A 13,074-nucleotide genomic window follows, 5' to 3' on the forward strand; every position below is an offset into this window, starting at 1 on the left:
GGCTGCTATGGGTGCGATAGGCCCTTGCATTCCAAGCTGTTCGCAGCTTTCGCTGAGGCGCCCCCGGCCAAGGATGACCACACCGACGCGTCGGCGTCCTCAGCCGGGTGTCGCCTGCTCTACTGATCACATGATCCGACCGGGGAAAACTAATGACCATACTGTTCCACAGATGTACCTGCGCCGCTTTGCCGTTGGGACTGGGACAGGGCACCGGCTTTCCGTTTCCCTCGTTTCTGACCTCCGCCATTCGTTCATGCAGGTAACTGAAAACGTTGGTGCCAGCAAGGGGTTCTATTGGGGCACAACGCCAGACGGTATCCCCTTCCATGACATGGAGGACTTCCTATCGCTCATCGAAGGTGATGCAGCTGAAGGTTTCAGAGAAGTTCTGGACAGCGAATCCGGGCCACACTCCAGTGCGCTTCCCCTCCAATGGCCTCCTTCACAAAAGACTCGAGCCGCGCTTTCGTGGTGGCTCGCCGTGCAGGTGCTTCGAACGACACGGCAACGAGAGCGAATCACGGCTGCGGACACTGCCGAAGGAAGAGTTCCTCCAACCGGCATCAGCCGCGCGAATTCTCATCTCCAGTACATAGTGAAATGGGCAGAGCCTATCGCCCGCGGTATCTACAACCGCCCGTGGGGCATCGGATTCAGCGTCGCCTGTCTACTTACCAGCGACGTCCCCGTTCTCGTCCTCAACGGGCAGGACCACGATAATCAGTCCTTAGCCATCGACTTCTGGGATCTATATCTGCCCGTCGGACCACATCGCGCTCTCTATCTACCGGGCCGCGCGCACCGCAACAGAAACCAGATCCACCGTGACCATTGGTTCCAACTACATGCTGGCCACGGGATGGGACTGAACGAATCGATGGTCGAAGTCGCAACCAAGCACGTCTTCTTTCATCCCGACCACGACCCGCGCGAGTTCGTAACACAACGCACCAAACATCCTCGCCCCGGCGAAGCCTTTCCTGCCGCACCACCACGGCTGATCTTGAACTACGAGCCATTCGAATATGGGCTCGGAATCGAACGTCGGTGGCTCACTGAACACCCACCGAGGGCCACGGAGCCATCAGCGCCGAACCATCCATTCGATGTGACCATTGTCGAAGAGCTCGCCGCTCAGCTTGACTCGGAAACGGCCGAGTTCGATCACATGGCGGGCCACTCGTTCGACGTCGGTGACAAGCGCTGAACGCATGCGGACACCGTTACGGGAGCCACTCAGGCTCCTGGCGCCGGACACTTCAACGCTAGACGCGGTGTCTTCCTCGCTTGTCCGAAGTAGCGTGGCAAGAATCGTGGATGGTTTCGACGTGACATCCGCATAATTCCGGGTGTCCGGACTTGGCAAATTGTCCGGACTGACCTGTCACGGGACACATTTGGTCACATGACCTGCTTGATCGGACTTTTGCCACTGTTGAGAACTCAGCGTGTTTGCGATTCATCCCGGCGGGAAGCCGCTTGAGTGGTTCCTTCGATGCTGCCGAGCCGGAGAACACAGATTCCAACAAGCATCTACCACGGCGGCGGTCTATACGAAGTGGCGAGGTTTCGCTGATCGTCACCTCGCCGTAACGCACTCTGGGCGAGCGCGACCCAGCCCCGCCGCTTGGTTTGAACTAGCCACCCGAAAGCGCTCACGGCGCGAACGTGGACCGAGGGCGACTTCGGCGCCGAGGCGACCGAGGTCTGGTTGGCAGAGGAATCGGACATCGTGGTGCTCCTGGCTATACGAGATGCGCTGGGGGGGCTCAGTCTCGACCGAGCCGCGGATGCGCATCGAGGTCATTGTTGAGTAGCCATCCGTTTATCGCGATGGCGCTTGCACTTCCGGCTCCCACCGCGGGACCAACGATGGCAATGCGTTCATACCGTGGGTGCGATGTTCTGGTTCAACCGGAACAGATTGGTGGGGTCGTATTCGTTCTTCAGTTCCACGAGACGTCGGTAGGTGTCCGGCGGGTACGACGCCCTGACCAGCGCCGCATTGGTCTCACCGGTGAAGTTCACGTAGGCCGCAGCGTCCGGGCCGAGAGCGGACGTCACGCCCCGGGCCCATTCAACGACATCCGCAAAGCCTTCCGCCGTCGGCGTGCGGGCAATAACGTTGACGACGAATTCCTGGTCACGCAGCGCGAAGGCCGTTGCGTCGGCCGGAACGCGGCCCACTGCACCGCCCAGGTGGTGCAGGTGAATCTCCGCCAGAGCGTTGGGCAATGCCGCAAACGAGTCCAGCAGCACGCGCACGGACGCGTCGTCGGCGGTGCGGAGGAATGCCGAGCGGAAATAGTTGTGCACACCGCGCGGGTACAGCGGGTCCAGCGCCTGCTGCCACCCCGCATACGGGTTCGCCGCGAAAACATCGGCGATTACCGTGCCCAATGACCGGAAGGGGGCGGTGGCGGCCTCGCCGGCATTGGGATCGCCGGACCAGCACCCTGCCACAGCGATGACTGGCTTGCCGTGCACCGATTCTGGCAGGAACGGGACCGGCGGCGCCGTGGTCATGTTGACCAGCGTCGTCAGCTCATCAGGGGCCGCCGCGCAAGCCGACCGGTAGCCACGCAACACCTGCTCCGCCTCATCGGCGGGGTAGAAAACCAGACCGGAAAGGACGGTGGGACCCACTTCGTGCAATTGATAGTCGAAGGACGTCACCACACCGAAATTGCCGCCGCCGCCGCGCAACCCCCAGAACAAATCGGGGTGCTCCTTGGCACTGGCGTGAACAAACTGCCCGTCAGCGGTGACGACGTCGGCGCCGACCATGTTGTCGGAGGCCAGTCCGTGTTTGCGCATGAGCCAGCCGATGCCGCCCCCGGTGGTGAAGCCGGCGATACCGGTCGAGGACACCAGGCCACCTGTCACCGCAAGCCCGAATTGCTGGGTCTCTGCGTCCACGTCTTTCCAGGTGCAGCCGGCCTGCGCCGCCACGCGGCGGCGTTCAGGGTTGACCCGGATCCCCTTCATCAGCGAGAGGTCCAGCACGATGCCGTCGTCGACGGTGGAAAACCCGGGGATCGAATGGCCGCCGCCGCGAACTGCCAGCGGCAACCCCTCGCTTCGGGCGAAATCGACCGTGCGGATCACATCGGCCACGCCTGCACAGAGTGCGATGAACGCCGGGCGGCGATCGTGGGCCCCGTTCCAGACGCTGCGTTCGTGGTCATAGTCCTCGTCGCCCGGCCGGACGACCCTGCCGCGCAGGCCCGCAGCGAACTCTGCAATGGTGGCCTCCCCGATGCGGGTCGGCCCAGTCTGCGTCGTTGTCATGATGCGTTCCTCCTGTTTGTTTGTCGGATCCATTTGCCAGATCCGGGAGCAACGCTATTGACCGGGCCTCAACGAGAACTCAACACGATCTCAACATCGCCACCCTGGCCCCGCCTGCGCAGTGCGGCCAGTCGCTGACCGGCGATGACGCATCTCGTTCGGTCGAAAATCGCCGCAACGCTGTCAATTTCGCGGGTCGTCCGATGCGGGTCGCCGAGCTCGTTGGACAGCTCGGCGACCATCAACCGCTGCCAGCCGGTGAGCCGTAGCCAAGGGGCCACCTTTTCGGCCGCGCGCCTGTACATTTCCCGCGCTGCCCGGACCTCCCCGGAGATCAGTTCGACGGCCCCCAGAATGGTCAGGGTGGCGCCCAGCCCCACCTGGTCTCCCGCAGACTCGAACATGGAAAGGCAACGCCGAGCGTCTGTCAGGCCATGGTCGATGTCATCGCCCATGGCGCGAAGCAGGGCGAGGTTAAGCTCGGTCAGCAGCTCGCCCCGCCGGTCGCCCAGGCCGTGCCGGAGCTCCCGAGCCAAAGACAGGGCCTCATCGGCCGCGCTGTGGTCGCCACAGTCGCGCTGAATACAGCCCAGCTGGTGAAGCGCCTGCGCCCGGGCCAGGTCATCTCCCAGCCACGCGAAATGTTCGGCTGCCTCCGCGACGACGGATGTCGCCGACTGCGAGTCCGCCGACAGCCGGGCCGCGTAGCCGAGCGCGGACAGCACATAGCCTTTGGCCTGGATGACGCCGACCCGCCTGCCCAACAGCATGGTCTCCTCGACGCAGGGGACCAACCGTCCGGCGATCGGGACCAGTTGCAGGCTCGGCGTGATCACCGGCAGGAAAGGAGGAGCGCTGGTTTCGGACTGGGCGAGCTCGCTCAGGCAGGTGTTCAGATGACGGGCGGCGGACGGTCCGTCCTCACGGGACAACGCGCACTGGCCGAGAAGCCAACTGCTGGCAGCGGCATGTTCGGCCTTGCCCCTCTCGACTGCCTCGGCGTGGATGTCGGCTGCCAGCTGTTCGGCCTCGTCCAGGTCGAAAGTGCCCCAGGCGAGTGAGGTCTCAACGAGCCGGGCCATTACCACCTCGTCGGGTTGGCCGATCTGCTGCACGATCGCCAGGGCCTCCGCGCCGAGGGCCCGATGCCGATCGCTGCGACCCTGCCTACTGTCCAGCCCAGTCAGACCTATCAGGGCGGCCGCGCGAGGCCGGGTCGGGTCGGGTGCCACCGCCAGGGCACGCTCCACCCAGCGCGCTCCTTCGATCGCGTGACCGCGGAGAAACCAGAACCGCCACAGGCTCGCGGCGAGCCGGAGCGAGGTCTCTGGCTCGTGGGCGCACGACCAGCGCAGCGCGGAGCGCAGGTTGTCGTGCTCGCGGTCGAGCAGCTTCGGCTGTTCGATGACCACTCCGGTGGCCCGTTCGGGATTGTGGGCGACGGCGAAGGCAAGGAAATAGGCGCAATGCGCTGCCGACAGCTGAGCCGCCTCACCCGCACGATCGAGATTCTCGATGCAAAACTGGCGGACCGTCTCCAACTGCCGGTATCGGGTCCCAGCGGCTCTTCTTTCACTGATCACCAAAGACTTGTCCACCAACCTGGCCAACAGATCGAGCAGTTCGATTTGCTTGAGGGGCGGGTCAGTGCAGACTGCCTCTACGGCGTCGAGAGTGAATCCACCCGCGAACACCGACAGCCGACGCAACAGAACCTGTTCCGGTTTGGTGAGCAAGCCGTGGCTCCATTCCAGGGTGCTGCGCAGCGTCTGATGCCGCGTAACGCCGTTGGTTGCTGCACCAAGGATGGACAAGGCATCGCCCAGCCGCTGCACGATCTCGGCAGGCTCGAGAACGGCCGTTCTGGCCGCCGCCAATTCCAGGGCCAGCGGCATCCCGTCGAGCCGTCGGCACAATTCGGTCACGCCGTGGACGTTGCGGGGGTCGAGGGCGAAACCCGGCCGCACCTGCGCTGCCCGCTCAACGAAAAGCCGAACAGAGGGCAGAAGGCCCAGCTCGGCCAGGTCGGGAGCGTCGGTCCCGATGGGCGAGGGCACCGTCAATGACGGCACACGGAAGGTGTACTCGCCGTCGACATGGAGCGGCTCCCGACTAGTGGCCATCACTTTAACCCCAGAAGATCCGGCCAGCAACGCGACGACGAGTTGCGCACAGGCCACGAGCAGATGTTCGCAGTTGTCCAGAACGAGGAGCAGCGAACGTCGCCGCAGCTGGTCGACCAGCGCTTGTACGCGGTTTGATGCCGCGCCGGAATCCAACCCGAGCACCTCGGCTACGGCGTCGGCCACCAGTAGCGACTCCCCAACCCCCGCGAGGTCGATGAACCAGACCCCGTCCACGAAACCGGAACGAACGTTCTTCGCGGCCTCCAGCGCCAGCCTGGTCTTGCCGCTGCCGCCGGCCCCGATGAGGGTGAGTAGGCGGGCACGGCCGATCAGCCGCTCGACGTCAACGAGTTCACGCTCGCGCCCGATGAAACTTGTCAACGGGGATGGGAGAGAGCCGAGGGCGTCTTCGTTGCCGGACTGCTCGGCGGGCTGGTGGGGGCGTTCTTCGGGCGGCGACCCGGTCAACAACTCGCGAAACAGTCCAGCCGTGCGGGCATCCGGGTCGGTCCCGAACGCATCGAGGAGGTCCTCGACCAGCCGCTCATAACGGGCCAGTGCCTCCGAGCGCCGGCCCATTCCAGCCAGTACCACCATCTGGGCGCGCACTGCCCCCTCATGGAGCGGATCGGATTCGAGCGCACGGGTGAGGATGGCCAACGCTTCTTCCGGTGCGCGCCGCCCCACCGTAGACCCCAGTTTCACCAGTACTTCCCGATGGGTCTCCCGGAGCTCATTGCGCCGGGTCGTCAGCCAATCCGCATCTGGCAGATCGGGCAAAAGGTCACCCCCGTAAAGGTCGGCCGCTTCGCGCAGGCCTGCCTCGACGCCGGAGGCCAACGCTGCCACGGCCAATCGCTCGAACTGCAGCACATCGACTGCGACCGGTCCCCTGTCATCGAGCACAATTTCTCCACCGCGGATGGCGAGCAAACCGTCGTCTCCGGCTCCCAGCCCCGCGAGTGTTTGACGGGCGACGTACAGGGTCTGATGCAGATTCCGTGCGGCGGCCACCGGCCCCAGGTCAGGCCACAGACGGTCCAGTACCTGTTCGCGACGACGACGCTGACTGGGCGCCAACGCCAGCATCGCCACCAGGGTCTGAGCCTTCCGCAGTCGCCAGTGGCCGTTCTCGACGGTGTTCCCTTTGACTTGAATGGTGAACGAGCCGAGCAGCTGGATACTCAGCCCGCTGTGGGATGGCATCATGATCTTTCAGTATCCGCCCGTCTCCCGGTCTTGTCGAACAAAGAAATTTCCCGCGCACCGCTGCCCCTGACCTCGCGCCGCTCGCAGACAGCCGATGCTCGATGGAAGGTGCGATGCGTTCGTCTGTTCCGATTCCAGGGAACCTCTGAGTCAGCCAATCCAGGTCGTCGCTCCTGTGTGTCCGAAGTAGGTTGGCAAAAGCCGCACTCCTTCTTCACCGCAAGTACCGCGGGATTCCGAGTGTCCGGCCCTGGCAATTTGTCAGGATCAAAGCGGTATGATGAATCCATCAAGTCACCATTTCGCAGGATCACATCGAATTCACGAGGAGACGAATGGTATTCGGCAGCGATGAGCGGCCCCTGTACGAGATCAAGGCGAATCTGTTCAAGGGCCTCGCCCACCCCTACCGCATCCGGGTGCTCGAGATTCTCGCGGGTGTCGTTGAGGTACCTGTCTCAGACCTGCTCGCCGAGACCGGACTAGAGGCTTCGCATCTCTCGCAGCACCTCTCGGTGCTCCGCCGTTACGGGTTAGTGGTGTCCGAACGACGAGCTAGTGTCGTCTACTACCGTCTGGCTTTCCCTCAGGTCGCCGACTTGTTGCGAGTGGCCCGTCTGTTGCTTTCGGAGTTGCTCCAGGATTCGCAGAGACACCAGGCCTCTGCCCTCACTCTGCCCGCGATCTCCCCTGCTCCATGACAGCCTCCTCGCGGTCGATGAGATCGTTGCTACCCAGCCTTCGGGACTACCGGGAGCTTCGCCGGAGCTGGCGCGGCGACCTGGTTGCGGGTGTCACGGTCGGAATCGTGGCACTCCCTCTTGCTTTGGCATTCGGAGTGAGCTCCGGCGTGGGCGCCGAAGCAGGTCTCATCACGGCGATCGTCGCCGGTTTGGTCGCCGCGGTGTTCGGTGGCTCGAATGTTCAGGTGTCGGGACCGACCGGGGCGATGGTGGTGGTGCTCGCCCCGATCGTGGTCAGCCACGGCGCCGGTGCCGTGGTGCTCATCAGCATCCTCGCGGGCGTCATCGTGTTGCTCGCCGGCGCACTTCGTCTGGGGCGAACGGTGAGTTACATTCCTTGGCCGGTGATCGAGGGATTCACCGTCGGAATCGGTGTGATCATCTTTCTCCAGCAGGTCCCTGCCGCAGTCGGCATGAGCGGGGCCGGGCACAGTACCAATGCCGTGATCGCCGCCATCGAATCTGTTCGAGGCGCGGATTGGCCAACCGCTCTCATCCCGCTTGCCACGGTTGCAGCTGTCGCGCTCATCATGCTGCTCCTCGGCCGCATCAGCGGTCGACTTCCGGCATCCTTCATGGCGATCGTGATCGTGACGCTGGGCGCATCCCTCCTCGGTCTGCCATTGGACACGATCGGTGAGTTGCCTCACGCGCTCCCACTCCCGATGTTGCCCACGATGGATGCGGATGGCCTGCTGAGCCTGCTGGGTCCGGCTTTCGCCGTCGCGGCTTTGGCCGCGATCGAATCGCTGTTGTCGGCCAGAGTTGCAGCGTCCATGGCTGACACCGGCCCGGTCAACGCCGATCGTGAACTCGTCGGACAAGGACTCGCCTCGATCGCGTCGGGGTTCTTCGGCGGGATGCCCGCCACCGGCGCCATCGCCCGAACCGCGGTCAACGTGCGATCCGGCGCCAGAACGCGGGCATCGGCGATCGTGCATTCGCTCGCCCTCCTCGCCGTCGTCTATCTGGCCGCGAACGTGGTCTCGGTAATCCCGTTGGCCGCCCTTTCAGGGGTGCTCATGGTCACCGCGGCCAGGATGATCTCGCCCACCATCATCAAGCAGGTGATGCGCTCGACCCGCTCCGACGCGATCGTGTTCGTGCTCACCGCCATCATCACGGTGAGTTTCGACCTCATCATTGCCGTCGGCATCGGTATCGCGGCTGCCGCGTTCTTCGCCCTGCGCGCCCTCAGCACGGCCAGCGGAGTTCACCGCGAGGAGCTTCCGGGCTCCCCCGTGGCCGGCGATGAACGGATCGCACTGTTCCGCATCGACGGCTCGCTCTTCTTCGGAGCCGCCGAACGAATCCTCGACCGCATCAATGCCCACGAAGGTATCGAGGTTGTGATTCTGCGCCTGTCCCAACTGCAACTCATCGACGCCACCGGCGCGCACACCCTCACCGAACTCGTCACCGCTCTGGAACGACGCGGAGTCACGGTGCTCATCAAAGGCATCAGGCCCGAACACCTGCACCTCCTTGAACGACTCGGCGTGATTGGATCACTCCGCCACTCCAACCACCTCTTTGTCGAACTCGAGCCCGCGATCGTCCATGCCCGCTCCCACATCAGTCGAGCGGCCAACGCCACCGTATGAGCGTGAGCAAGAGCGCCGGCGGCAGCGGCAGCGGCAGCGGCAGCGGCAGCGGCAGCGGCAGCGGCCAACAGACACCAACGGATGGTCCACCTCCGATCCGGATCAGCCGTCGAACGTTCCTCGTCGGTCTGGGCACGCTCACTGCCATCGGAGCGGGCGGGTACTGGCTCACCGAGGGACATCCGCAGAACCCAGGGTCATCCTTCGCCACTCCCCTGCGCATCCCGCCGCTGCTGGAGTCGGAAATCGTCGACGGCGAACGGGTCTTCCGGCTGAGCGCCAAGGCCGGCGAAACAGAACTCGTGCCCGGTGTCGTGTTCGCCACGATGGGGTTCAACGGCACCCACCTTGCACCGACGATACGAGCCGCTCGCGGAGAACACGTTCGTATCCAGGTCACGAACGACCTCGAGATGCCGACCACAGCGCACTGGCACGGCATGATTCTGCCCGCCAGCCAGGACGGCACCGCACACCAGAGCATCATGCCCGAAACTACGTGGACTGCGGCCTGGCAGATCGACCAACCAGCGACGACACTCTGGTATCACCCGCATCCGCACGGGCAAACCGAGTTACAGGTCAGCCGAGGCATGGCCGGCCTGTTCCTTATCGACGACGCGTTGTCGGACAGTCCGTCGGGCTTGCCGTCCGACTACGGCGTGGATGACATCCCGCTGATTATTCAGGATGTCACCGTGCAGTCCGGGGGCACGCTTGCAGGGACGCCTGTCACTGCGCCCATCGGTCGGATCGGCAACACCGTGATCGTCAACGGCACCTACCAGCCGCACTTTCAGGCGAGCACGAGCCTCGTGCGCTTTCGCATCCTCAATGCCTCGGCGGCTCGCTGTTACAACGTGGAGCTCGAGGCCCAGCAGACCTTCTACCTCGTCGGCACCGATGGGGGCCTTCTGCCTTCGCCTCAGCCGCTCACCAGTCTGCTGCTCTCCCCCGCCGAACGCGCCGAAATCCTCATTCCGGTGCCACGGAACGCCGATCTGATTCTTCGTTCTGTGCCGCACGATCTCGGCATGAGTCACGGCGACAACATCACCTCCGGCGCCGAAAACACCTTGGATCTTCTCCGCATCACCCGAGCGACCAGCGCGACGACACGAGAGCTTCCGGTCGCGCTGTCCTCGACAGCGCTCCCTCACAAGACGGATGCCGCCACCGAACGTCATTTCACACTCGGCGACACGACGATCAATGGCCGGGCAATGGACATGAACCGTGTCGATACCATGATCGCCGCCAACGCCACCGAGCTGTGGACGGTCTCGAATTCCTCTGACCGTGCCCATAACTTCCATATCCACGGAACTCAGTTCGCGGTCAACGCTATGAATGACGAAGCAGCGGCAGTTCAGAACCGGGGCTGGAAAGACACCGTATTCATACCCGCGGGGCAATCCGTCGAACTCATCGTGCCGTTCAGCTCCTTTGCCGACCCGACGACCCCTTACATGTACCACTGCCACATGCTGTGGCACGAAGACCAAGGCATGATGGCGCAGTATGTGCTCACCGACGGGGAGCACTCAGCTGCATCCCTCCCCCTCGACGACGAAATGCACCATTGAGTCGTCACCAACTCATGAGCTGTCGAGAGCGCGAAGTAGCGTGGCGGGTGGCACAAAGTATGTGGAGCCAGTGTGTGCCGTAGAGAAATCAAGGAGCCTGTCGTGGGTGCCGGGCGGGTCCCCGATGAACATGCGTTCCAGCATCCGTTCGATGACCCACAAATGACGTGAGTAGCCAATGAAGTAGGTGCCAAACTCTGCGCTGCCGGGGCGCCCGAACGGCATGTTGTCACGAAGGATGTCGTGCTCACCTGCGTCATCAGTGATCGTGGCAAGCGTCTTGTGCGACTTCTGCCCCGTTACCGCGTCGTCGAGTTCGACACCGTCGGCTTTGCGCCGTCCAATGATCGCCTCCTGCTGTTCGGTGGTCAGCGATTGCCAGGCCGAGAGCGGATGCAAGTACTTTTGAACGACGACGTAACTGCCGCCAGCGAACGCGGCGTCCTCCTCACCGACAAGGGTCGCGGCCGGGAGACCCGGCCCGACGGGATTGGCCGTGCCGTCGACAAACCCAAGCAAATCGCGGGAATCGAAGTATCGAAATCCGGATACCTCGTCGACAACGGCGACTGCGGCGCCGAGCGACTCGAGCAACAGCCGCTCGAGCTCGAAGCAGAGATCCTGGCGGTCGGATCGGATATGGAAGAGCAGATCTCCCGGCGTGGCAATCGCCGTGTGCGTGACGCCGGCGATCTCACGAAAGGGGTGCAGCTCCAGTGGCTGTTCGCTCCCGGTCAGCGCCGTCCAGACCTGGCTACCGATTCCGACTGTGCAGGAGAGTCGCGCGCGAAGGTCCCGGAACCCGACCGTCTTGACGAGGCCGTCAATATCGGCGAGCACACCGCGCACTGTGCCAATCGCGTCGCCTCCATCGGCAACGCCAAGCACGAGGAAGATTGCGGAGCGCGTCAGGGGCGCATCGACGCTTTGCGGTTCGATCGGCACGCGCTCCGTCGCTGGTTGTCCGGTGGAGTGCGGTTCAATCGGTGTCATGCCGGCCCCTGTCAGCATCGCTCATTCGTCCACGCTATCCGCGGTCAGGCACGCAGGACAACTGATCGGCACTCTTGTGCCGGACGGCAATTCTGTTCGTTCTCGCACACAGTCCCCCTCCTCACGGCGCCGTGCTGGGCGCCGATGGAGCGAGGCGTCGGTCGAGCGAGTGCTACTGCGCAGAAGCCGGCGTCACTTCGGCCAGGAACCGCCGGGTGTCCTCCGCGATCTCCTTCGACAGGGTGTGGTGCAGGTGGTGCAGGCCCTCGAGGATGATTGCCTTGCCGCGGTCAACGCTTGCCGCCTGCTCCTCGTGCAGCTCGACCCAATTCGGAACCCCCGGCGTCTCAGCCTTTGCGAAGAGCAAAACGGGGAGATCCTTCGGGAACGTTGTGCCCCGGGCCGCAGCGAAGTTGGAATTCATCTGACCCATCTCGTTCAGATAAGTCGATGAGAACGAGTTCTTGAACGTAAGGATTCGCATCTGCTCCTTGGCTTTTTCGCTGTGCGGGGAGTCCGCGTAGATGTCGCCGCTGGTCGACAGGAGCAGGCGCAGGAGGCCGAGCGACTTCGCAGCCTTGAGCGCGTCGATCGACAACCCCATGTCAACGTCGGGCTGACCCGGCACGCTGCTGTCAATGCCGACAAAGGCGGTGACCTCGTCGCGGTAGGTGGTGGTGTAGTCGAGTGCATAGATGCCCGCGATCGAGTGGCCCATCAGAATGTACTTGTCGATGTCGAGCGCCTGCAACGCCTTGTGCACCTCATTTCCGATGTTCTGGGTGGTGCGCTCCTTCTCGGTGGGGTCGCTCAGGCCATAGCCGAACGGCTCGATCACGACCACTCGGTAGCTCGACTCGAGCTCCATGATCAGCGGCGAGAAGTCGAGCGAGGGGGATCCGGTGCCAAAACCGGGCAGGAGCACGATCGTCTCGTCGCCCTGGCCGCTGATCATCACGTTCATCTTCTTGCCGTCGACAGGCACGAACTGCCCGTAGGGTTCAAGATTTTCGGCTTCTGCGTTGGTCGCAACAACGTTGATGATCGAGGTGGCGGCCAACGCCAGGGCAACAATCGCGGCGAGGCTGCCGACCGTTGTGAGGGCGATTCTGAGAGGCTTTTTCATGGGGATCCAATTTCTGTGTAATGGGCCGGAACGTTGAAACGAGCCCAGCGGGCGCGCCCGTGGGAGAGATGGGTGTGAGACTCGGCTCGCTCGGTCTGAGATTCGAGCACCGAGAGAGGATGCGCACGCGGGATTCCTTTGGTCAGAACAGTGCAGTGTTCTCACGCTAAAAGCGCGTGCCCGGAGGCGCGTCCCCACGAGTGCCCATGTGTCCGGTTGGCGCATGGACCTTTGGTACGAAATCTTCCGGTGATCGGCCCGGCGATCAGCCCCGTACGCTGCTCGGCACTCGCCAGCGATGTCGAGGCGCATGCTCCAGCCGCACTTCTCTTTGTCGCAATTGGCGCATCTGCGTGAGAATCCTCATCGGGCGGGGCATGCGCAAAAGGCGCA

Annotated in this window: 8 protein-coding genes; 4 read left to right on the forward strand and 4 right to left on the reverse strand. The window is 63.6% G+C overall.

What is annotated here, in order from left to right; genetic code table 11:
• Positions 1-130: 130 nt before the first annotated feature.
• A complete protein-coding gene (locus AB4Y63_RS12190) occupies positions 131-1,210 on the forward strand; it encodes a DUF4238 domain-containing protein (protein WP_441791311.1) in 1,080 nt (359 codons plus the stop codon).
• A gap of 677 nt (positions 1,211-1,887) precedes the next feature.
• On the opposite strand, the gene AB4Y63_RS12195 is transcribed toward AB4Y63_RS12190, so the two are convergent.
• Together AB4Y63_RS12195 and AB4Y63_RS12200 are read right to left on the reverse strand one after the other, a co-directional pair.
• Positions 1,888-3,294 (reverse strand): FAD-binding oxidoreductase, encoded by a 1,407-nt coding sequence (locus AB4Y63_RS12195; protein WP_441791312.1) that lies wholly within the window; start codon positions 3,292-3,294, stop codon positions 1,888-1,890.
• Between the two features lie 68 nt (positions 3,295-3,362).
• Positions 3,363-6,629 (reverse strand): ATP-binding protein, encoded by a 3,267-nt coding sequence (locus AB4Y63_RS12200; protein WP_441791313.1) that lies wholly within the window; start codon positions 6,627-6,629, stop codon positions 3,363-3,365.
• Between the two features lie 335 nt (positions 6,630-6,964).
• Between AB4Y63_RS12200 and AB4Y63_RS12205 the strand changes: the two genes are divergently transcribed.
• The 3 genes from AB4Y63_RS12205 to AB4Y63_RS12215 are packed head-to-tail and all read left to right on the forward strand — an operon-like array spanning position 6,965 to position 10,562.
• A complete protein-coding gene (locus tag AB4Y63_RS12205) occupies positions 6,965-7,330 on the forward strand; it encodes an ArsR/SmtB family transcription factor (RefSeq protein WP_441791314.1) in 366 nt (121 codons plus the stop codon).
• A complete protein-coding gene (locus AB4Y63_RS12210) occupies positions 7,327-8,976 on the forward strand; it encodes a SulP family inorganic anion transporter (RefSeq protein ID WP_441791315.1) in 1,650 nt (549 codons plus the stop codon). Before AB4Y63_RS12205 ends, AB4Y63_RS12210 begins: the two co-directional genes overlap by 4 nt.
• A 2-nt stretch (positions 8,977-8,978) precedes the next feature.
• Positions 8,979-10,562, forward strand: coding sequence for a multicopper oxidase family protein (locus tag AB4Y63_RS12215; protein WP_441791316.1), 1,584 nt, complete (start codon positions 8,979-8,981; stop codon positions 10,560-10,562).
• A gap of 12 nt (positions 10,563-10,574) precedes the next feature.
• Here the strand turns inward: AB4Y63_RS12215 and AB4Y63_RS12220 are convergent, their stop codons facing one another.
• Both AB4Y63_RS12220 and AB4Y63_RS12225 read right to left on the reverse strand, forming a co-directional pair.
• Positions 10,575-11,555: a Dyp-type peroxidase gene (locus AB4Y63_RS12220; RefSeq protein WP_441791317.1), complete on the reverse strand. Its 981-nt coding sequence runs from the start codon at positions 11,553-11,555 to the stop codon at positions 10,575-10,577.
• Positions 11,556-11,727: 172 nt separating this feature from the next.
• On the reverse strand, positions 11,728-12,681 hold the full coding sequence (locus AB4Y63_RS12225) for an alpha/beta fold hydrolase (protein ID WP_441791318.1): 954 nt from the start codon (positions 12,679-12,681) through the stop codon (positions 11,728-11,730).
• Positions 12,682-13,074: the final 393 nt, after the last annotated feature.

The organism is Leifsonia sp. YAF41, assembly GCF_052113185.1.
Taxonomy (GTDB): Bacteria; Actinomycetota; Actinomycetes; order Actinomycetales; family Microbacteriaceae; genus Cryobacterium.

Bases quoted from the DNA above. Each gene is read 5' to 3' on its own strand.
- AB4Y63_RS12190 (WP_441791311.1), top strand. From the start codon at position 131: ATGATCCGACCGGGGAAAACTAATGACCATACTGTTCCACAGATGTAC.
- AB4Y63_RS12195 (WP_441791312.1), bottom strand. From the start codon at position 3,294: ATGACAACGACGCAGACTGGGCCGACCCGCATCGGGGAGGCCACCATT.
- AB4Y63_RS12200 (WP_441791313.1), bottom strand. From the start codon at position 6,629: ATGATGCCATCCCACAGCGGGCTGAGTATCCAGCTGCTCGGCTCGTTC.
- AB4Y63_RS12205 (WP_441791314.1), top strand. From the start codon at position 6,965: ATGGTATTCGGCAGCGATGAGCGGCCCCTGTACGAGATCAAGGCGAAT.
- AB4Y63_RS12210 (WP_441791315.1), top strand. From the start codon at position 7,327: ATGACAGCCTCCTCGCGGTCGATGAGATCGTTGCTACCCAGCCTTCGG.
- AB4Y63_RS12220 (WP_441791317.1), bottom strand. From the start codon at position 11,555: ATGACACCGATTGAACCGCACTCCACCGGACAACCAGCGACGGAGCGC.
- AB4Y63_RS12225 (WP_441791318.1), bottom strand. From the start codon at position 12,681: ATGAAAAAGCCTCTCAGAATCGCCCTCACAACGGTCGGCAGCCTCGCC.